This is a genomic window from Oerskovia merdavium (assembly GCF_014836755.1).
Classification (GTDB): Bacteria; Actinomycetota; Actinomycetes; order Actinomycetales; family Cellulomonadaceae; genus Oerskovia; species Oerskovia merdavium.
Genome location: NZ_JACSQF010000007.1, coordinates 143,630 through 162,013, shown reverse-complemented (window position 1 = coordinate 162,013; position 18,384 = coordinate 143,630). Strand labels below are relative to the sequence as shown.

General features: G+C 73.7%; 22 protein-coding genes. 8 read left to right on the top strand and 14 right to left on the bottom strand.

Annotated features, from left to right (window positions below; translation table 11 throughout):
* Positions 1-3: 3 nt before the first annotated feature.
* Positions 4-768: a bifunctional 4-hydroxy-2-oxoglutarate aldolase/2-dehydro-3-deoxy-phosphogluconate aldolase gene (gene eda / locus H9641_RS08775; protein WP_191802886.1), complete on the bottom strand. Its 765-nt coding sequence runs from the start codon at positions 766-768 to the stop codon at positions 4-6.
* A 73-nt stretch (positions 769-841) separates the two neighbouring features.
* Between eda and H9641_RS08770 the strand changes: the two genes are divergently transcribed.
* From H9641_RS08770 to H9641_RS08760, 3 genes are all read left to right on the top strand, one after another.
* Positions 842-1,711 carry an IclR family transcriptional regulator gene (locus H9641_RS08770; protein ID WP_191802884.1) on the top strand — a complete coding sequence of 290 codons (870 nt, stop codon included), beginning with the start codon at positions 842-844 and terminating at the stop codon, positions 1,709-1,711.
* Between the two features lie 208 nt (positions 1,712-1,919).
* The gene (locus tag H9641_RS08765) at positions 1,920-2,315 is read left to right on the top strand and encodes a universal stress protein (RefSeq protein ID WP_191802882.1); all 396 of its coding nucleotides are present in this window, start codon (positions 1,920-1,922) and stop codon (positions 2,313-2,315) included.
* A gap of 24 nt (positions 2,316-2,339) precedes the next feature.
* On the top strand, positions 2,340-2,939 hold the full coding sequence (locus H9641_RS08760) for a DUF4203 domain-containing protein (RefSeq protein WP_191802880.1): 600 nt from the start codon (positions 2,340-2,342) through the stop codon (positions 2,937-2,939).
* A 95-nt stretch (positions 2,940-3,034) separates the two neighbouring features.
* On the opposite strand, the gene H9641_RS08755 is transcribed toward H9641_RS08760, so the two are convergent.
* On the bottom strand, positions 3,035-3,922 hold the full coding sequence (locus H9641_RS08755; protein ID WP_225220228.1) for a VOC family protein: 888 nt from the start codon (positions 3,920-3,922) through the stop codon (positions 3,035-3,037).
* A gap of 285 nt (positions 3,923-4,207) precedes the next feature.
* On the bottom strand, positions 4,208-5,089 hold the full coding sequence (locus tag H9641_RS08750; protein WP_191802876.1) for an SDR family oxidoreductase: 882 nt from the start codon (positions 5,087-5,089) through the stop codon (positions 4,208-4,210).
* Positions 5,090-5,215: 126 nt separating this feature from the next.
* On the opposite strand from H9641_RS08750, the gene H9641_RS08745 reads away from it, so the two are divergent.
* The 3 genes from H9641_RS08745 to H9641_RS08735 all read left to right on the top strand — a co-directional run bounded on the left by H9641_RS08745 (position 5,216) and on the right by H9641_RS08735 (position 7,344).
* On the top strand, positions 5,216-5,626 hold the full coding sequence (locus H9641_RS08745) for a winged helix-turn-helix transcriptional regulator (protein WP_318244473.1): 411 nt from the start codon (positions 5,216-5,218) through the stop codon (positions 5,624-5,626).
* Positions 5,627-5,811: 185 nt separating this feature from the next.
* The gene (gene moaA, locus H9641_RS08740; protein ID WP_191802874.1) at positions 5,812-6,966 is read left to right on the top strand and encodes a GTP 3',8-cyclase MoaA; all 1,155 of its coding nucleotides are present in this window, start codon (positions 5,812-5,814) and stop codon (positions 6,964-6,966) included.
* A 141-nt stretch (positions 6,967-7,107) separates the two neighbouring features.
* Positions 7,108-7,344 (top strand): hypothetical protein, encoded by a 237-nt coding sequence (locus H9641_RS08735; protein WP_191802872.1) that lies wholly within the window; start codon positions 7,108-7,110, stop codon positions 7,342-7,344.
* Between the two features lie 33 nt (positions 7,345-7,377).
* Here the strand turns inward: H9641_RS08735 and H9641_RS08730 are convergent, their stop codons facing one another.
* Both H9641_RS08730 and H9641_RS08725 read right to left on the bottom strand, forming a co-directional pair.
* Positions 7,378-7,917 (bottom strand): molybdenum cofactor biosynthesis protein MoaE, encoded by a 540-nt coding sequence (locus tag H9641_RS08730; protein ID WP_318244472.1) that lies wholly within the window; start codon positions 7,915-7,917, stop codon positions 7,378-7,380.
* Positions 7,918-7,988: 71 nt separating this feature from the next.
* The gene (locus H9641_RS08725) at positions 7,989-9,356 is read right to left on the bottom strand and encodes a molybdopterin molybdotransferase MoeA (protein WP_318244471.1); all 1,368 of its coding nucleotides are present in this window, start codon (positions 9,354-9,356) and stop codon (positions 7,989-7,991) included.
* 179 nt (positions 9,357-9,535) lie between these two features.
* Here H9641_RS08725 and nhaA point away from each other — a divergent pair, with 179 nt between their 5' ends.
* A complete protein-coding gene (gene nhaA / locus H9641_RS08720; RefSeq protein ID WP_191802870.1) occupies positions 9,536-11,005 on the top strand; it encodes a Na+/H+ antiporter NhaA in 1,470 nt (489 codons plus the stop codon).
* Positions 11,006-11,029: 24 nt separating this feature from the next.
* On the opposite strand, the gene H9641_RS08715 is transcribed toward nhaA, so the two are convergent.
* The 9 genes from H9641_RS08715 to H9641_RS08675 all read right to left on the bottom strand — a co-directional run bounded on the left by H9641_RS08715 (position 11,030) and on the right by H9641_RS08675 (position 17,402).
* Complete coding sequence (locus tag H9641_RS08715) at positions 11,030-11,608, bottom strand: DsbA family protein (protein ID WP_191802869.1); 579 nt, start codon at positions 11,606-11,608, stop codon at positions 11,030-11,032.
* A gap of 11 nt (positions 11,609-11,619) precedes the next feature.
* Positions 11,620-11,877 carry an acylphosphatase gene (locus H9641_RS08710; protein ID WP_191802868.1) on the bottom strand — a complete coding sequence of 86 codons (258 nt, stop codon included), beginning with the start codon at positions 11,875-11,877 and terminating at the stop codon, positions 11,620-11,622.
* Positions 11,877-12,302: a DUF1761 domain-containing protein gene (locus H9641_RS08705; RefSeq protein WP_191802866.1), complete on the bottom strand. Its 426-nt coding sequence runs from the start codon at positions 12,300-12,302 to the stop codon at positions 11,877-11,879. The genes H9641_RS08710 and H9641_RS08705 overlap by 1 nt, the downstream gene beginning before the upstream one ends.
* 101 nt (positions 12,303-12,403) lie before the next feature.
* The gene (locus tag H9641_RS08700) at positions 12,404-13,543 is read right to left on the bottom strand and encodes a DUF2235 domain-containing protein (protein WP_191802864.1); all 1,140 of its coding nucleotides are present in this window, start codon (positions 13,541-13,543) and stop codon (positions 12,404-12,406) included.
* 87 nt (positions 13,544-13,630) lie between these two features.
* A complete protein-coding gene (locus H9641_RS08695) occupies positions 13,631-14,116 on the bottom strand; it encodes a dsRBD fold-containing protein (protein WP_191802862.1) in 486 nt (161 codons plus the stop codon).
* 112 nt (positions 14,117-14,228) lie between these two features.
* Entirely contained in the window at positions 14,229-14,960 is a 732-nt protein-coding gene (locus H9641_RS08690) for an amino acid ABC transporter ATP-binding protein (RefSeq protein WP_191802860.1), read from the bottom strand.
* Positions 14,957-15,895 (bottom strand): amino acid ABC transporter permease, encoded by a 939-nt coding sequence (locus H9641_RS08685; protein ID WP_191802858.1) that lies wholly within the window; start codon positions 15,893-15,895, stop codon positions 14,957-14,959. Before H9641_RS08685 ends, H9641_RS08690 begins: the two co-directional genes overlap by 4 nt.
* A 1-nt stretch (position 15,896) precedes the next feature.
* The gene (locus H9641_RS08680; RefSeq protein ID WP_191802856.1) at positions 15,897-16,751 is read right to left on the bottom strand and encodes an ABC transporter substrate-binding protein; all 855 of its coding nucleotides are present in this window, start codon (positions 16,749-16,751) and stop codon (positions 15,897-15,899) included.
* Between the two features lie 156 nt (positions 16,752-16,907).
* Positions 16,908-17,402: a MarR family winged helix-turn-helix transcriptional regulator gene (locus H9641_RS08675; RefSeq protein ID WP_191802854.1), complete on the bottom strand. Its 495-nt coding sequence runs from the start codon at positions 17,400-17,402 to the stop codon at positions 16,908-16,910.
* Positions 17,403-17,512: 110 nt separating this feature from the next.
* Here H9641_RS08675 and H9641_RS08670 point away from each other — a divergent pair, with 110 nt between their 5' ends.
* Positions 17,513-18,136, top strand: a complete 624-nt coding sequence (locus H9641_RS08670; RefSeq protein ID WP_191802852.1) for an NADPH-dependent F420 reductase — start codon at positions 17,513-17,515, stop codon at positions 18,134-18,136.
* The last annotated feature ends 248 nt before the right edge of the window (positions 18,137-18,384 follow it).

The window sequence follows — 18,384 nt, the reverse complement described above, 5'->3', positions numbered from 1 at the left end:
AGCTCACTTTCCTGCGGCGACGGGTGCCGCGGGCGCGGTGGGGGCGGTCGGTCCTGCGGGTGCCGGAGGCACGGCGTCCGCGGCGGGCGCGTCCGGCACGGCGGCTTCCCGGGCGGGTGCGAGCGATGCCGCGAGCGCGACGGCCTGCGCGGAGCGACGCGTGATCTCGGCGAAGTCCCCGGCTTCCACGAGGGACTTCTCGACCATCCAGGAGCCGCCCACGGCCAGGACGGAGGGCACCGAGAGGTACTCGGTCGCGTTGGCCGCGCTCACACCGCCGGTGGGGACGAACCGCAGGCCGGGGAACGGCGCGGACAGCGCCTTGATCGCGGGCACTCCCCCGTTGATCCCGGCGGGGAAGAACTTCACGACGTCGAGCCCCAGGGCCAGGGCGGCCATGACGTCCGACGGCGTCGCGACGCCCGGGAAGATCGGCAGGCCGTGGTGCTGGGCCCGGCGCACGACGTCGACGCTCAACCCGGGAGAGACGAGGAAACGCGCACCGGCGTCGACGGCCTGGTCGACCTGGTCGGCGTTGATCACCGTGCCCGCGCCGGTCACGAGCTCGGGAAGCTCGCGCGTGACTGCGGCGATCGCGGCGCGGGCACCGGCGGTGCGGAAGGTGATCTCGGCGATGGGCAGGCCGCCGTCCAGGAGAGCGGCTCCGAGGGCGAGCGCCTGCGCCTCGTCCTCCACGACGACCACGGGCACGACCCGCACCCTGGCGAAGAGCTGGTCGACGTCGGTCGGGGGCGCTGCGGGTGACATGAGGCCTCGCGTTTCGTTATAGTGAACGGATGTTCTGGAATGCGAAATCACTCTACGCGAGCGGTGCGTCCACGTGGTAGCCCGTCCGGGCGCCGAGACCCCTGGCGACCCCGTACCGACAGTCCGCTCCTCGGCAGACCACGCACCGGCAGACCCTGGCTCCACGAGCAGTCCCCTCGGCTCGGTCGACAAGGCCTTGCTCACCCTCGAGCGGCTCGCTGCCGCAGGACCGCACGGGCTCACCCTGGGCGCGCTCGCCGCCGAGCTCGGCCTGAACAAGACCTCGCTGCACCGCACGCTGTCGGCCCTGCGCTTCCGCGGCTACGCCGACCAGGACCCCGCGACGGGCAGCTATCGCCTGGGACCCGCCGCGACCGCGCTCGGCGACACGTTCCTGGGCGAGGAGAACCTGCCGGCCCTCCTGGGCCCGGCGCTCACGGCCGTGTGCGAGGCGTCGGGCGAGCTCGTCCACCTCGGCGTGCTGTCCGGCCCGGAGATCGTCTACCTCGACAAGGTCGAGCCCGCGCGCGCCGTGCGGGTCTGGTCGGCGGTCGGACGACGCCGGCCCGCCGCGACGACCGCGCTCGGACGGGCGCTCCTCGCGTTCCGGACCACCGATCGCTCGGGCATGTCCTGGTACGCCGCCGCGACCGGCGACACGGGCGCCACGACGGTCACCGCGGACTCCCTGTGGGACACGCTGACCGCCGCCCGGGCCGCCGGCTACGCGACCGAGGACGAGGAGAACGAACCCGGCATCAGCTGCCTCGCGGTGCCGCTGCTGCGCGCGGGACAGGCCGTCGCCGCGCTGTCCGTGACGGCGCCCGCCGACCGCATGGGACCAGACCGGCACCGCGAGCTCGCCCGGATCGTCCGCTCCGTGGCCCCACCCCTCCTGCCCCCGTCGCTGAGTCTCCCCGACGTGCTGGCCACGGACGCCTGACCTGCGAGGGGACGCCCGGCGCCACCCGTGCCCGCCCCGGGAGCCCGCGACCTCGGGCGAGCGCAGCGGGGGCCGCGGCGCCGTCGGGCATCCGGTCCCGCGACGCGCTCCCACGCTCCCTGCAGGGACCCCCGGGGTGTGAGAGAGTGCGAGGGCACACGCGATCTGCCCGCTGACCCGGGCACGACGAACGAGGAGCACAACGGCGATGACCGTTCTTGTGGCCTACAACGACTCGCCACAGGGTGAGGCGGCCCTGCACGCCGGAGCCGCCGAGGCGGTCCGCCGAGACCTGCCGCTGGCGGTCTTCGTCCTGACCCCGCTCGAGGGCCCGCCGCAGGACGATCCGCCCCTCCCGCCCGACCTGGCGCACCTGCTCGACGCCCTGCCCGCGGGCACCCCCGCGGCGACCGTCACGTACCGCGAGTCTCGGATCGACCCTGCGGACGCGATCCTCGACGAGGCCGAGCGCCTGACCGCGAGCCTCGTCGTGATCGGCTCGCGCAAGCGCTCCCCCGTCGGCAAGTTCCTGCTCGGCAGCACCACGCAGCGCGTCCTGCTCGACGCCCACGCACCCGTGCTGGTCATCAAGGCCAAGCACTAGCCCCACCTCACGCCAGGAGGTCTCATGGACCCGGTCGTCGCAGGTCTCGTCATCGTCGCCGTCGGGTTGCTCCTGTGCTTCCTCGGCGTCGGCTCGGTCCACCTGGCGGTGATCGCCTCCGGGTTCGGCCTCGGCTGGATGCTGGGCGACCTGTTCGGGGCGAGCCAGACCACGGCCCTGCTCGTCGGGGTGCTCGGCGGGCTCGTCGCCTGGATCGCCGTGGCGTTCGTGTTCAAGCTCGCGTCGTTCTTCATCGGGATCGTGACGGGGGCCGTGATCGGTGCCAAGCTGTACGGCACGGTCTCGGGCGACTCGGGCAACTGGGTCCTCGCGGCGATCATCGTCATCGCGGTCGCGGCGGCGTGCGGCTTCCTCGCCGACAAGTACCGGCGCCGGGCACTGCTGTGGCTCACGACGATCGGTGGTGCGGGCATCGTGCTGGGCGGCCTGGGCCGCGTCTCCCCCGACACCCTGGGGTTCCTGCGCGACCCGTCCGTGGGGTGGGAGCAGGTCGTGTCGTTCCTGGCGTGGGCCGCGCTCGCGCTGGCCGGGTGGCTCGTGCAGCGCAAGCTGTTCGCCAAGCGCCTGGGCATCACGCGCGGCGAGGAGCCCGCCAAGCGCTGAGGCGCCCCACCTTCCGCCGAGTGCGGAGTTCTTGTGCGACTCGCCGGGCGTGTCGCGCAAGAACTCCGCACTCAGCGCGCGAGAGGGGGCGCGGCTCAGCGCACCGCGACCTCGATGAGGTTCTTCCACGGGTCGTCGAACCGCAGCGTCGCGCCGTCGTGGCGCATCTGGATCCCGCGCCGGGACAGACGGTCGACGAGCGCCGTGACGTCATCCTCCGAGGGCACAGAGATCGCGACCTGCCCCAGGCCCAGCGTCGAGGCGCGCGGCCCCGCTCCCTGGCTGTTCCACGTGTTCATGGCCATGTGGTGGTGGTACCCGCCCGCCGAGACGAACAGGGCGCTGGGCAGCGAGGCCGTGGCCTCGAAGCCCAGGGTGTCGACGTAGAACTCGCGGGCCGTGGCGATGTCGCCCACCTGGAGGTGCACGTGCCCCACCACGGTGTCGTCCGGGCCCACGACGTCGGTCGAGAGCGCCCGCTCGAGCGCCGCGTCCGTGAGGTGCTCCTGCATGAACGCGTTGGGGTCGATGTAGAGCGTATCCATCGCGACCTGGCCGTCCTGCCAGGTCCAGGTCTCGCGCGGGCGGTCGTGGTAGAGCTCGACGCCGTTGCCCTCGGGGTCGGTGAAGTAGAACGCCTCGGAGACCAGGTGGTCACCGCTGCCGACGAACGTGCTCGGTGCGGTGCGCGCGACCGAGGCGACCGCTGCGGCGAGCGCAGGGGCGTCGTCGAACAGCAGGGCCGTGTGGAACAGGCCGGCCTCGCCGCGGCGGGCGCGCGGCAGGTCCTGGCCGCGGCGCAGCACCACGAGCGGGGTCGCGCCGCGCCCGAGGACCACGGTCTCGTCGCGCGAGCCGGCTCCGGCGCCGGGGATCGCAGCGAGCAGAGCGTCCGACGGCGTCAGCACGGCCAGGGAGAGCGCGTCGCGGTAGTAGCGGGTCATCAGGTCGAGATCGGCGACGTGCAGCGTCACCGCGTCCATCGAGGTCTCCGCGGACAGCAGGTCCTTGGCCGCGAAGGCGGCAGTGTCGGTGCCGGGCACGCGGGACGTGGTCTCCGCCGGGCTGTTCGTTCGGTCAGTCATGGTGTCCTCCGTCCAGGGCCGGGTCCCGACCTCTGCTTCCAGAATAGTTGAAGGTTTAACTAATTGGAAGCCGGCATTGTTCCCGGCGCCGACCCGTCACCCTCGAGTGCATGATTGCGCTGCGACACGCCGGGCGTGTCGCAGCGCAATCATGCACTCGGCGAGGGCGGGGTCAGACCGGCGTCACGCGGCCGACGTCACACCCACCGCGGCCCGCAGGCCCTCGGCGAGCGTCGTCGTCGGGCGCCCGATGAGGCGCGACAGCTCGCCCGACGTCGCGGAGAGCAGACCGTCGCGCGTGTTGCCGTCGAGGGCGACCACGAAGCCCGCGGTCCCCTCGTCGAGACCCGCGTCCAGCAGGGCCTGGACGTGCGCCTCGGGGGTCACGTCCTGGTAGACGACCTCGCGCCCGACGATCTCGCCGATGGTCGCGGCCAGGAACGAGTGGTCCCACGCGACGTCGCCCGAGAGCTCGTAGACGGCACCCTCGAGCGAGGGGTCGGCGTCGGCCGCGGCGAGGACGACGGCAGCAGCCTCGGCATAGTCCTTGCGGCTCGCCGACGCGACGAGGCCGTCGCCGACGCTCCCGAGCAGGACGCCCGTCTCGCGCGCCTGCTCGACGTTGCCGACGTAGTTCTCGGTGTACCAGCCGTTGCGCAGGATCGTCGCGGTCAGGCCCGAGGCAGCGATGAGCTCCTCGGTGGCCTTGTGCTCGGGCGCGAGGACCAGCGCGGACGTGGTGGCCTGCGGGGCGCTCGTGTAGACGAGGTGGCGGACGCCGGCGGCCTTGGCCGCCTCGACCACGTTCGCGTGCTGCTGGACGCGCTGCCCCACCTCGGAGCCCGAGACGAGGAGGACGACGTCGACACCCTCGAGGGCGGTCGCGAGGGTCTCGGGGCGCGAGTAGTCGGCCTCACGGACGAGGACGCCGCGCTCGGCGAGGTCGGCAGCCTTGGCCGGGGTGCGGACGGCGGCGACGATCTGCTCGGGGGCGACGCCGCGCTCGAGGAGCGATTCGACGACGAGGTGTCCGAGGTGTCCGGTGGCTGCGGTGACGGCGATCATGTGGTCCTCCTGAAGGGGTGGTGGGTACCGCGACAGCCTGGCACTAACTTTTCGTAAGTGCAATCCTTCCGACAGTGCGTTCTATGTCACAGTGCTTGCGATCCGCCTGCACGCTAGGCTGTCCTCGTGACCGACCTCCAGCCCACCCCCGAGACCACGGGACCGTCCGACGAGATGATCGCCGACGTGTTCCAGCGCGGCTGCACGTCCCGCCACGCCCTCGAGGCCGTGACCGGGCGCTGGGGCGTCCTGACCGTCGCGGGGCTGCGCGACGGCGCGGTGCGCTTCAACGCGCTGCGCCGGCGCATCGACGGCGTGAGCGAGAAGATGCTCGCCCAGACGCTCCAGGGGCTCGAGCGCGACGGACTCGTGGTGCGCGAGGTCCGCGCGACCATCCCCCCGCACGTCGAGTACTCGCTCACCGACCTCGGCCGGGTCGTGGCGGACCAGCTCGTCGGCCTCCTCGACGTGCTCGAGGGCGCGGTCCCCCAGGTCGTCGCCGCCCAGCAGGCGTACGACGCCCGCGCCGCCCGGTAGCGGCGCCCCTCCTGCCGCCCCGGGCGCAGCCGATCGGCCGATCCGTCGATCCGTCGACCCGTCGACCCGTCGACCCGTCGAGTGCATGGTCGTGCAGCGACACGCCCGGCGAGTCGCAGCCGAACCATGCACTCGGCGCCGGACAGCCCCCGCCCGACCGCCCGCCGCTGCGTAGACTCGCGATCATGACTGCCGTCGCTCTCGGGCTGCCCCGCGTGCGTCCTGCCGGGGCGCCGAGCACCCTGGGGCGCCCGGACACCGACGCGCTCGTCGACCGCTACGGCCGCGTCGCGCACGACCTGCGGGTCTCCGTGACCGAGAAGTGCTCGTTGCGCTGCACGTACTGCATGCCCGCAGAGGGGCTCCCCGCGATCCCCCGCGACGACCTGCTGACCCCGGCCGAGATCGGGCGGCTCGTGGGGATCGGCTACCGCCTGGGCATCCGCGACGTGCGGTTCACGGGCGGAGAGCCGCTCATGCGCCCCGACCTCGCCGAGATCGTGCGTCGCTCCCGCGCCGCGGCGCCAGGAGTGCGGATCTCGATGACGACCAACGCGATCGGCCTCGACAAGCGCGTCGGCGAGCTCGTCGACGCCGGGCTGGACCGCGTCAACGTGTCGCTCGACAGCATCGACCGCCGGCACTTCGCCGAGCTCACGCGCCGCGACCGGCTGCCCCAGGTGCTCGCGGGGATCCGGGCCGCGCTCGACGCCGGCCTGTCGCCCGTCAAGCTCAACGCGGTCCTCATGCCCGAGACCCTCGCGGGAGCGGCCGACCTGCTCGCGTGGGCCGTCGAGCACGGGTGCCGGCTGCGCTTCATCGAGCAGATGCCTCTGGACGCCGACCAGAACTGGGACCGCGCCCAGCTGGTCTCGGCCGAGCGCCTGCTCGACGTCCTCGGCGAACGCTTCGACCTGACGCCCGTGGGCCGTGAGGATCCCTCGGCCCCCGCCGAGGAGTGGGCCGTCGACGGCGGTCCCGCCACGGTCGGGATCATCGCCTCGGTCACGCGCTCGTTCTGCGGGGACTGCGACCGGACCCGGCTCACCGCGGAGGGGACCGTGCGCTCGTGCCTGTTCGGCAACGAGGAGGTGGACCTGCGCGCTCTCCTGCGGTCGGGGGGCGCCACCGGCTCGGCCGGTGCGCCAGGGACGCACGTGCCCGACGGCGGAGCGTCCGACGCGCAGATCGTCGCGGCCTGGCAGGCGGCCATGTGGGCCAAGCCGTTCGCGCACGGTCTCGATCGTGGCGCCCCCGACGCCGGGGCCGTCGGCGGCCCGGCCGACGACCCCGAGGCCTTCGCCCGCACCGAGCGCAGCATGGGTGCGATCGGGGGCTGAGCACCCGTCGGGCGTGTCGGGCGACGGGCCTCGACCCTCGCGTCGACCACCTCGCAGAACGTGTCCAAGGTCATCGGGGATCCCGCCCGACGAGCCTCGCGGCACCCGGCCGAGAGACCCCGCCAGACCTACCATGGAGGGGTGGCACTCCTCGAACGTCCCAGCGACATCACCACCACCCCCGAGCCCGCCCCCCGGACCGACGCCCTCCCGGTCCACCGTCCCGGACCGAGCCGTCTCACCGCAGGTCCGAGCACGGTGCTGGGAACCCTGATCGGCACCGTGGCGGGCACGCTCCTGCTCGCGGGGCCCGGCCTGATCCTGGGCGCCCTCGTCGGCATCGGGTTCGGCCTGCTCAAGGACAACCCCCGCGACTGACCTCGGAGCCGCCACTCCTCCCGGCGCGGGCGCCTACAGCCCGACCCACTCCGAGTCGCCGTCGGTGAAGTGCTGCCGCTTCCAGATCGGCACCTCGGCCTTGATGCGCTCGACGAGCAGCGAGCAGGCCGCGAACGCCTCGGCCCGGTGCCCCGAGGCGACGCTCGCGACGAGCGCGACGTCCCCGATCGTCAGCACGCCGTACCGGTGGACCGCCGCGACGCGCAGGCCCGTCTCGGCCGAGACCGCCGCGCAGCACCGCCGGAGCACCTCGGTCGCGTCGGGGTGCGCCTCGTAGTCGAGGCCCGTGACGTCGCGCCCGCCGTCGACGTCCCGCACGACTCCACGGAAGGTCACGACGGCGCCGCACTCGCGCGAGGACACGGCGCCTTCCACGGCGCGCACCACGGCGTCGTCGAGCGCGTCCTTCGTCACGCGAGACACGTCGAGCGCGACTGTGCCGGCACCGCCGGCCGCACCGGCCGCACCGGCCGCACCATCGCTGACCCGCTGCTCTCCGCCCGGCCCGTCGGCGACCGACGCGCCCTCGTGCTGCTTCCCGTCTCGTGCCACCCGCTGGTCTCCCTCGATCGCCCCACCGGTGCCGGCCGTCCCGTCCACCGCACTCACCCCGTCCACCGCGCTCACAGCCGCACGACCCGTACCTGCTCGCCCGCCTCGAGGTGCCCGACGCCCTCGGGAACCTCGACCAGCACGTCGGCCGAGGCCATGGTGGCCACGAGGTGCGAGCCCGCGCCACCCACGACGCGGACGCTGCCGTCGGGGCCCGTGCGGCCGCGCAGCATCTGCCGCTTGCCCGGTGGCGAGTCGATCACCTCGACGGTCCTGCGGTCCTCCTCGTCGCGGGGCGGGCGCCCCGCGGCTCGCTCCAGGACGTCACGCGCGAACACCACGAACGAGACCTGGGCGCTCACGGGGTTGCCGGGGAAGGTCAGGACGGGGGTCCCGTGGACCGTGCCGAAGCCCTGCGGCCCGCCGGGCTGCATCGCGACGGACCGGAAGGTCACCCCCTCGCCCAGCGTGTCCTTGACGACCTCGTACGCTCCTTGGCTCACGCCGCCCGACGTGAGGACCAGGTCCGCCTCGGCGGCAGCCCGTTCGAGCACGGCCGAGAGCTCGGCCGGGTCGTCCCCGGTGCGCTCGGCCAGGGTCACGACGGCTCCTGCCCGCCGTGCGGCGGCCGACAGCCCGGTGAGGTTCGCGTCGTAGACCTGACCCGTCGCGGCAACCTGTTTTGGCTCGACGACCTCGGTGCCGGTCGAGACGACCGCGACCCGCACGGGCGCCAGCACGTCCAGCCCGGGCACGCCGCACGACGCGGCGGCGGCCAGGTGCTGCGGTCCCAGGAGCGTCCCGGCGGGCAGGACCAGGTCGCCGGCACGGACGTCGGTCCCGACGTCCCGCACGAACTCCCCGACCGCGCGCGGCACGAGCACGCCGACCTGGTTCCCGAGGGTCCCTCGCGCCGCGCTCGTCGAGCGCCCACCGAAGCGCGCGGCGTCGGTGTCCTCGACGGGCACGACGGCGTCGCTCCCCTCGGGCACGACGGCGCCCGTCATGATCCGGGCCGCGGTCCGCGCGGCGAGCACCGCGGGCACGCCCGGCCCGGCCGGGATCTCCGCCACGACGGGAAGGACCACGGGGGACGCGCTCGCGGCCCCGGCGACGTCTGCCGCCCGCACCGCGTACCCGTCCATCTGGGAGCTGCGGAACCCCGGGAGATCCACGGGGGCGACGAGATCCACGGCGAGCACCCGGTCCAGCGCGTCGGCGAGCGCCACCCGCTCGGAGCCGCGCGCCGTGAGCGCGGCGCCGACGAGCGCCTCGACCTCGCGGCGGTGCCGCTCGACGCTCACCCTGCCCACGTCCGGGCGGGCGCTGCTCGCCGCCTGCCGGCGCCCTGCCCTGGACGCGCCGGAGCGCTCGGCCGGGAGCGACGTCGTCGGCCCGGCGGATCCCTCGTTGCTCGTCGCAGCCTGCTCTGCCGTCACTTCTGCTCCTCACCTGCCGGACCGCCCGCCCGCAGCGGGACGGCACGTGACCCAGCCTTTCACGCCCGGGCCCGCGGGCCGCACCCGGCCGGCCGTGGGCGCACACCGGCCGCACCCGCCCGGGTTCGCCCGGGCGGACACCCGTTGCGCCGGGCGCCCCGCGCTGCGACCTTGGAGCGGTGACGTCCACTCCCCCGGTCCCGCCGGCCCAGCCCGGCGCCCGTCCGCTCCTCCCGACGCTCGACCAGCGACCGGGTCCGCCGCTGCGCTTCCCCGTGCGCCCCGTCGCCCCGGCCGTCCGGCAGTTCCTCGCGACCGAGGCCGGCGGCGCGGTGCTGCTGCTCGCAGCGACCGTGATCGCGCTCGTGTGGGCGAACTCGCCGTGGTCGGCCGCGTACGACGACCTGTGGGCCACCACGGCCGGGATGCACCTGGGCGAGTGGTCGCTCGACATGGACCTGCACCACTGGGTCAACGACGCCGCCATGGCGATCTTCTTCCTCGTGATCGGCCTCGAGATCAACCGCGAGGTCACGAGCGGCGAGCTCCGCAACCGTCGGACGGTCGCGGTCCCGGCGCTCGGTGCGCTGGGCGGGCTGCTGGTCCCCGCGCTCGTCTACCTGGCTTTCAACGCGGGTACCGACGCGCAGCACGGCTGGGGCGTGGTCATGTCGACCGACACCGCGTTCCTCGTCGGGGTCCTCGCGCTGTTCGGCCCGCGCTGCCCCGACCGGCTGCGCCTGTTCCTGCTGACGCTCGCGGTCGTGGACGACATCGGCGCCATCACCGTCATGGCCGTGTTCTACAACGACGGCGTGTGGCTGCCCGGGCTGGGCATCGCGGGCGCGCTCGTGGTCGCGCTGCTCGTGATGCGCTGGCTCGGCGTCTGGCGCCTCGCGCCCTACGTGGGCGTGGGCCTGGCGCTGTGGCTCGCGGTCTACTCCTCGGGGGTCCACGCGACGCTCGCGGGCGTGCTCGTCGGGCTGCTCGTCCCGTCACGGCGGTCGCGTCGGGACCAGGTCGACGACGTCCCGGGGTACGCCCAACGGCTGCGCGAGGAGACGACGGCGGAGCGCGAGCACCTGACCGAGCTCGCCGCACGCGCAGCGGTCCCCGCGAGCGACCGGCTCCAGCGCATCCTGCACCCGTGGAGCGCGTACGTCGTGGTCCCCGTGTTCGGGCTGGCCAACGCGGGCGTGCACCTGGACGCCGAGTCGTTGTCGGCCGCGATGACGTCCCGCCTCACGATCGGCGTCGCGGTCGCGCTCGTGGTGGGCAACGCCGTCGGGATCTTCGGCGCCTCCGCCCTCGCGCTGCGGCTGAACCTGGGCGACCTGCCCGGTCGGGTGCGCTACTCGCACCTCCTGGGCGGTGCGATGCTCGCCGGGATCGGGTTCACCATCTCGCTGTTCATCGCCGAGCTCGCGTTCGACGACGAGGCGCTGATCGAGCAGGCGAAGATCGGGATCCTCGCGGGCTCGCTGGTCGCGGCCGTGGCCGGGTCGGTGACGCTGCGGATCCTGGGCGAACGTCTCCCGCTGTGCTCGCCCGAGTCGCCCGGTCCCCCACCCGGGCTCCCACCGCGGCCGTGGCGGGCGCCGGAGGCCGCCGAGACGTCACGGGACCCGCAGGGCGGAGCCGGTGCGTGACGCCCGGCAGCGTCGGTGCGGGCCTCAGGCCCCGTCCGGGGTGGTGCGGCTCGCCGGGACGGTCGCCGCGGCGACCGCCGCGCGCAGGCCGTCCTCGGTCACGCGTCCGCGGTACCTCACGCCCTCGACGTAGACCGTCGGCGTCTCGCGCACCCCCGCCGCAGAGCTGGCGAGGTAGTCGCGCTCCACGACGTCTCCGAACCGCTGGGCCGCGTCACCGACCACGCTGGCACCGTCCAGGCCGAGCTTCTGCGCCCAGTGGGAGAGACCGGCGTCGTCGAGCCGGTCCTGGTGGGCGAACAGGAGGTCGTGCATGTCCCAGAACCGCCCGCGCGCCCCCGCCGCCTCGGCCGCGAGCGCCGCCGTGAGCGCGTACGGGTGGACCTCGAAGAGCGGGAAGTGGCGGAAGACGAGCCGGACCTGGCCGCCCGACTCCTCGACGACCGTGCGCAGGACGGGCGCGGCGTCATGGCAGTAGGGGCACTCGAAGTCCCCGAACTCGACGATCGTCACGGGGGCGTCGGGGTTCCCGAACACGTGGGCGTCGGCCGGGACGAGGTCGGTGGTGCGCGGTGCGGCGGGGGTGCCCGGTGCGGAGGTCATGTGCCCCAGCATCACATCGGCTGCACGTCGACGCCCGTCACCCGGCCGGGCGTCCTGCCGCCGCGCAGCCAGTCGACCAGGACCTCGACGTCGGCCGCCGCTCCGCGCACCGTGACGAGCACGGTCCCGTCGGGCAGGTTCTGGGCCTCGCAGACGAGGCCCAGCTCGGCCGCGCGACGGGTCGTCGCGTACCGGAACCCGACGCCCTGCACGTGCCCGTGCACGACGGCGCGGGCCGCGGAGACCGACGGGACCTCCCCGCCCGCCACTACTGCCAGACCCCGAGGATCGCGCCCATGACCGCGAGCGCGATCACGTCGTGCACCCCGTCGATCACGGTGAGCTGGGTCGGCAGGTGCGCGAACCCGTTGTGGATCACGTGGGCTCCTGCCCGGAAGACCAGCCCGATGACCGCGCCGAACAGCAACCCCTCCCACAGCCCGTCGACACCCGTCGCCAGGATCAGGGCCCCGAGGAGGATCGCCGTGAGGAGCGAGGCGACCCCCGTGGCCGCGAACCGTGGACCGGCGCCCGCGCTGCTGCTCATCTCCTCCTCCGTCAGGCCGACGAGCCCGGCCCACCGCTTGCCCAGCGCCCCGCTCGCGTAGAAGACGAAGCCCACGAGGAACGTCGAGGCGGTCGCGACGAGCACCGCCCACCAGTTGAGGTCTCCGATCGCGTCCAGCCATGCCATGTCCCGCTCCTCCCGCGAGCGCCCTCGCGGGCGACACCCGACCGGCGGCGCGGCGCGTCACCACCTCCAGGCTAGCCAGGGCCGCGTCGCGGTGCCGTCCGTCACGCCAGGACGAGTGGGCGGGAGCGGTCGTTCAGGAGCGGGACGGGCTCGACCGCGAGCCCCGTGCCCGCCGTCTCCTTCCACCAGGCGACGTTCACCGCGTGCCTGCCGTACACGGACGTGGGATCGGCGGTCAGGGCGAGCGCGAGGTCGGACAGCAGGACGTCGTCGACGAACCCGTCGTCGAGCGGCACACCCGCCAGCAGGCGGCGCGTGCCGCGGAAGCGCGGGCGGTGGCGCCACCTCTTGACGACGTTGAGGAGGCGGTACACCGGACCGGGGGTGAAGCGGCAGACCAGCTCGGGGTCGTCGCCGAGCTGCGCGAGGACCCGGTCGGGGTGGAACGTCAGGCCGCACGCCGCAGCCTCGCCCATCATCCACAGGAGCGCGACGTCGGACAGCCCCGGCGAGGCGGTCCCTCCCCCGACGTCGCTGTGGCCGCCCGGGAACCAGACCTGCTTGACGCCGCCCGGTCGGTCGTCGTCGGCCGGGACGTCCCACAGGCAGGGCTCGAACGTGAGCCTGCGCTCGTCGATCGCGAGCGCCTGGCGCGCGCACTGGACCGCGCCCGAGAGACGCACGTCGTGGAACCGGGACCGCCGCCGCGTGATCCCCGGGACGCCCAGCGCGCCGACCGTGTCGAAGACCCCGAGGAACGTGAGGGGCACCTGCGGGTAGCAGTGCTGCTCCCGGAACCGGGAGGCCTTGGCCTTGCGTGCCGGTGTCCGGTCGCGATAGAGCGCCTCGGCCTCCGCCAGGAGGTTGCCTGCCCGCCGGTCCGCGAGCGCGTCCGCGGTCAGCAGCCCGACGCTCGCGATCATGCCCGCGACGCTGCGGGCCGTGTACGCCCCGCGGCTGAACCCGAACACGTAGATCTCGTCGTCGGGCTCGTAGCTGAGCGCGAGGTCCCGGTACCCGGCCACGACGTTGCGGCTGAGCCCGTAGCCGAACGCCCCGCCGAGCAGCGCGTCCACGCGGTACCCGCGCGCGCCGACCCCCTCGACCGAGAACACCATCTGCTGGACCCCGTCCGGCCCGATCCCCGTGTGGACCGAGCGGGCGATCTTCTCGATGTTCGACACGCTCGCCCGGACCGGGGAGTTCCAGGTCCCGTCGCAGCAGAGCACCAGGCGTTTCATGGCTCCTCCTCGAACCACCCCGCCGCCGTCGGCGGGCCTACCGGGAGGGAGCCCCGCGCTCCGCGGGCTGATGCAGCCCGCGGCGGTTCAGTGGTGCACGTGCGCAGGCACCCCCGTGGAGCCCTCGATCTCGGACTCCGCGATGCCGAGCAGCCGGTCGGCGAGCGCACGCAGCGCGCGCGCGGCGGCGACGTGGTCGCCGATCGCCTCGATCTCGGCGTCGCCGGGGTCCTTGCGCGCCCTGCCCGTGGCGTGGAGCTCGGAGGGCACGTCACCGACCAGGATGGCCTCCGCCGTCGTGCGTCCTTCGCTCTCCACGAGGCTCACCTGGACGTGCCAGGACTTCGAGTGCACCGGGACCGTGACCTCGTGCGCGACGGCCCCCTCGACGGGGGCGCGGACCAGGGTGTCCGGCCCCGGGTAGACCAGCGTCCGTTCGCCCGTGTCGGCCCACTCGACCAGGAAGGGCGGCGAACCGTCCTCGTGCTGGACCTCGACGACCATGCCGTCCCGGACGGCACCGCCCACCACCCCCGAGGCCCGGATGATCCTGTCTCCCACCGCTGCCTTCATGACGTGCCTCCTCGCTGAGGGACCTGCTTCCATCATGCGCGCCGCGCGCCGCGCACGAAAGGGCGGGCCCCGGCGGAGGCGACCGGGCCGACGGCGCCCCGTCGTGCCGACCTCAGCGCAGCCGGCGCAGGAACTCCCGGGTCCGCTCGCGCTGCGGGTCGCCCAGGACCTGCTCGGGCGTGCCGCGCTCGTGCACGCGGCCCTGGTGCAGGAAGCAGACCTCGTCGGCGACCTCGCGCGCGAAGCCCATCTCGTGGGTCGCGACGAGCATCGTCACGCCCTCGGCCCGCAGGTCCGCGAGCAGGTCGAGGACCTCGCCCACGAGCTCGGGGTCGAGCGCCGAGGTGACCTCGTCGAGCAGCAGGAGCTCGGGCGAGGACACGAGCGCCCGCGCGATCGCGGCCCGCTGCTGCTCGCCCCCGCTGAGCTGGTCGGGGTAGGCCGTCATGCGGTGCGCGAGGCCGACGCGACGCAGCATGGCCTCGGCCGCGGCCTCCGCCTCGGCGCGGTCCCGCTTGTGCACGAGGCGCGGGGCGAGGGTCACGTTGTCCATGACCTTCATGTGCGGGAACAGGTTGTACGACTGGAAGACCAGGCCCATGCGCGCCCGGACGGCGTTCGCGTCGAGGCGCGGGTCGGCCACGTCCTGCCCGTCGAGCAGGATCTCGCCGTCGTCGATCTCCTCGAGCAGGTTCACGACGCGCAGCAGCGTCGACTTCCCCGAGCCCGACGCCCCGACGAGCACGACGCAGCGGTGCTCGTCGACGTCGAGGTCGATCCCGTCGAGCACCAGGCGCTCGCCGTACGTCTTGCGGATCCCCCGCAGGGACAGCAGGTGGCTCATCGGATGGCCCCCGCGCCGCTCACGGTCGCGAGCGAACCGCGCCAGCCCTGACGCGCCGAGTACACGTCGACCACGCGCGTGAGCGGGATCGAGACCAGCAGGAACAGGACGCCCGCCACGACGTAGGGCGTGAAGTTGTAGCTGCCCGACGCCGCGATCTGCGCGGCCCGGATCGCGTCCACCGCGCCCAGGATCGAGATGAGCCCCGAGTCCTTCTGGAGCGAGACGAGGTTGCTCGCGAGCGGCGCGGTCACGTGCCGCACGGCCTGGGGCAGCACGACCCTGCGGGTCGTCTGCGCGCGCGTGAGGCCGAGCGAGCGCGCGGCCGAGACCTGCGAGGGGTGCACCGACTCGATCCCGGCGCGGAACACCTCGGCCAGGTACGCGGTGTACGTGAGGATGATCGCGAGCGCGCCGAGGAAGGCCCCCGACGTCGGCAACCACTCCAGGCGCAGGGCCGGCAGGCCGAACCCGACGAGCAGCAGGACCAGCAGCAGCGGCACGCCGCGGAACACGTCGACGTACGCGACCGCGAAGGCACGCAGCGGGAACAGGGCCGGGATGCGGCTCGTGCGGATCACGGCGAGCGCCATGCCGAGCACCATCCCGACGACCGACGCCACGACCCACACCCGCAGGTTGAGCCACAGCCCCTCGGCGATCGCGGGCAGCGACTCCCAGGCGCTCTGCGGGGAGAAGAACGCGTCGCGCGTGCGCTCCCAGCCGGGGGCCGTGGTCACCACGGCGTACAGGACCGCGACCACGACCACGGTCGAGAGGACGGACACCCACGCGGCCCGACGGCGGCGCGCACGTCGGTAGGAGTCCCTCGCCCGGGCGAGGGGCGACGGGGTCCAGCCCGCGCTCGCGGGGCGAGCGCCGTCGTCGGGCACGGGGCCGTCCTGCGGCGCGGCGCCCGACGCGCCCTCGCTCATCTCAGCCCAGCTCGGGGATGTCGTCCGACTTGAGCCACGTCGTGCGCAGCTCGGCGAGCGTGCCGTCGGCCTCGAGCGCGTCGACCGCGGCCGAGACGCACTCGGTGAGGGTCGAGTTGAGGTCGAGGACCAGGCCGTACTGCTCGACCGTGCCCTGGTCCGGCAGCGTCCCGACGACCACGGAGTCCGGGAAGTACTCGGTCGAGGCCGCGACGCCCTGGTCGACGTCCATGATCATGACGTCGATCGTGCCCGACTGCAGGGCCGTCATGCCGTCGCCCGCACCGTTGAACGGCACGAGGTTCGCGTCGTCGCCGAACGCGGCCTTGGCGAGCGTGAGGCTCGTCTGGGCGGCCGTGACGCCGATGCGCAGGTCCTTGAGCTCGTCGAGCGTCGTGGCCGAGGCGTACGGGCCGGCCTCCTGCACGATCACGCCCTGGCGCGTCGTGAGGTAGTGGCTCGAGAAGTCGACGGCCTTGCGCCGCTCGTCCGAGATGGACGTCTGCCACGCGGCGAAGTCGAAGGTCTTGATGCTGGGGCTGACGATCTGCTCGAACGTCACGAGCTCCCACTCGACGTCTTCCTCGGCGTACCCGAGCTGGTCGGCGACCTCGTAGACGAGCGCGGACTCGAAGCCCTCGCCGCTGTCGTGCTCGCCGATGTACCAGGGCGAGTACGCCTCGCCCGCGGCGACGGTCAGCTTGCCGTCGGTGTGCGTGGGCAGGGCGCCCGGCTCGCACGTGGGCGTCGCGGCGCCGGACGACCCGGCGTCGGTCGACGTGTCGGACGAGCAGCCCGCGAGGAGCAGGGCGGTCGAGACGGCTGCGACGGGCAGCACGGCGTTCAGGCGGCGCATGAGGACCTTCCGGGGTCAGGAGGGTGACGAGGCGGTACCGGGCCGCCGCGGGTGACGCGTGCTGCCGGGACTCGCCGGAGGACGACTCTACGCCGGTCCCACGCGGTGAGACATAGGCGGGACGTCCGGTGAGACGGTGGGTCGCGTCACACCGCGCTAGTCCTCGGGGAGGTGGAGCGCGTCGAGCCGGCCCTCGGTGTCGAGGGACTCGAGGATCGCCCGGGCGATCCCGTCGAGCTGCTCGACCTGCTCGGGGGTGAGGCGGTCGATGATGTGCTCGCGCACGGTGTCGACGTGGCCCGGGGCCGTCGCGACGACCTTGTCCCACCCGGCGTCGGTCAGGACCGCTAGCGTCGCCCGCTTGTCGGTCGGGCACGGGACGCGCTCGACGTAGCCGCGCCCCTCGAGCCGCTTCACCACGTGCGACAGGCGAGGGAGCGTCGCGTTGGTCTTGAGCGCGAGGTCCGTCATGCGCAGCGTGTGGTCGTCGGCCTCCGAGAGCATCGCGAGCACGAGGTACTCGAAGTGGGTCAGCTGCGCGTCGCGCTGGAGCTGGGCGTCGAGCACGCCCGGGAGGAGCTCGGAGACGGCCTGGAGGCGCATCCAGGTCCGCAGCTCGCGGGGGGAGAGCCATCGCACGTCGTCGGTCATGGGACCAGTCTAGCGGCAATGGTTGACACGACAACTAAGTGGGTCTACGTTAGTTGTATCAACAACCAATCGCGTCGGCCCCGGTCGACGTCGCAGCCCCGGAGGACTACATGACCAGCATCACGATCATCGGCGCAGGGAACATCGCAGCAGGCGTGGCGCGCATCGGCCTCGACGCCGGCGCGCAGGTCCAGGTCCTGGCGCGCGACGCCGAGAAGGCCGCAGCGCTCGGCTCGGGCGCGTCGTTCACCTCGGGCGTCGTGGGTGACGAGATCACGGGCGAGCTCGTGGTCCTCGCGCTCCCCTTCCCCGCCGTGCCCGAGGTCCTCGCGCAGTACGCGGGCCGCCTCGACGGCAAGGTCCTCGTCGACCCGACCAACCCCGTCGACTTCGCGACGTTCGACTCGCTCGTGGTGCCCGCCGACTCCTCGGCCGCCGCCGAGATCGCCGCGCTCGCCCCGACGGCCAAGGTCCTCAAGGCGTTCAACACCAACTTCGCCTCGACCCTCGCGAGCGGACAGGTCGCCGACCAGACCGCGACCGTCCTCGTCGCGGGCGACGACAACGACGCCAAGAGCACGCTCGTCGACCTGGTCCGTGCGGGCGGCCTCAAGGGCGTCGACGCCGGCTCGCTCAAGCGCGCTCGCGAGCTCGAGGCCCTCGGCTTCGTCCAGATGACGCTGGCCGGCTCGGGCGCGACCCAGTGGACGACCGGCTTCACGCTCGCCGACTGACGCGTCGCGTCCTCGTCGCGCCTCGGGCGCGGACCGCTGCACGTGGTCCGCGCCCGAGGTGCGTTCTGGGCCGTCCCGCTGGCGCCGTAGCCGGCGGACCGGCGGCTGGTGGGTCGGCGCCTGGCGGGTAGCCGAGGCCGCGACGACGGACGCGCGGGGCCCGCAGAGCGGTCGGCACGACACGGTCCCGCACAGGGAATGACGAAGGCCCGGTCCAGCATTTCTGCTGAACCGGGCCTTCCTGTGTA

Excerpts from the sequence above, each read along its gene's own strand:
- eda (WP_191802886.1), bottom strand. The coding sequence starts at position 768 with ATGTCACCCGCAGCGCCCCCGACCGACGTCGACCAGCTCTTCGCCAGG.
- H9641_RS08765 (WP_191802882.1), top strand. The coding sequence starts at position 1,920 with ATGACCGTTCTTGTGGCCTACAACGACTCGCCACAGGGTGAGGCGGCC.
- H9641_RS08760 (WP_191802880.1), top strand. The coding sequence starts at position 2,340 with ATGGACCCGGTCGTCGCAGGTCTCGTCATCGTCGCCGTCGGGTTGCTC.
- H9641_RS08755 (WP_225220228.1), bottom strand. The coding sequence starts at position 3,922 with ATGGACGCGGTGACGCTGCACGTCGCCGATCTCGACCTGATGACCCGC.
- H9641_RS08750 (WP_191802876.1), bottom strand. The coding sequence starts at position 5,089 with ATGATCGCCGTCACCGCAGCCACCGGACACCTCGGACACCTCGTCGTC.
- moaA (WP_191802874.1), top strand. The coding sequence starts at position 5,812 with ATGACTGCCGTCGCTCTCGGGCTGCCCCGCGTGCGTCCTGCCGGGGCG.
- H9641_RS08715 (WP_191802869.1), bottom strand. The coding sequence starts at position 11,608 with ATGACCTCCGCACCGGGCACCCCCGCCGCACCGCGCACCACCGACCTC.
- H9641_RS08705 (WP_191802866.1), bottom strand. The coding sequence starts at position 12,302 with ATGGCATGGCTGGACGCGATCGGAGACCTCAACTGGTGGGCGGTGCTC.
- H9641_RS08700 (WP_191802864.1), bottom strand. The coding sequence starts at position 13,543 with ATGAAACGCCTGGTGCTCTGCTGCGACGGGACCTGGAACTCCCCGGTC.
- H9641_RS08695 (WP_191802862.1), bottom strand. The coding sequence starts at position 14,116 with ATGAAGGCAGCGGTGGGAGACAGGATCATCCGGGCCTCGGGGGTGGTG.
- H9641_RS08690 (WP_191802860.1), bottom strand. The coding sequence starts at position 14,960 with ATGAGCCACCTGCTGTCCCTGCGGGGGATCCGCAAGACGTACGGCGAG.
- H9641_RS08685 (WP_191802858.1), bottom strand. The coding sequence starts at position 15,895 with ATGAGCGAGGGCGCGTCGGGCGCCGCGCCGCAGGACGGCCCCGTGCCC.
- H9641_RS08680 (WP_191802856.1), bottom strand. The coding sequence starts at position 16,751 with ATGCGCCGCCTGAACGCCGTGCTGCCCGTCGCAGCCGTCTCGACCGCC.
- H9641_RS08675 (WP_191802854.1), bottom strand. The coding sequence starts at position 17,402 with ATGACCGACGACGTGCGATGGCTCTCCCCCCGCGAGCTGCGGACCTGG.
- H9641_RS08670 (WP_191802852.1), top strand. The coding sequence starts at position 17,513 with ATGACCAGCATCACGATCATCGGCGCAGGGAACATCGCAGCAGGCGTG.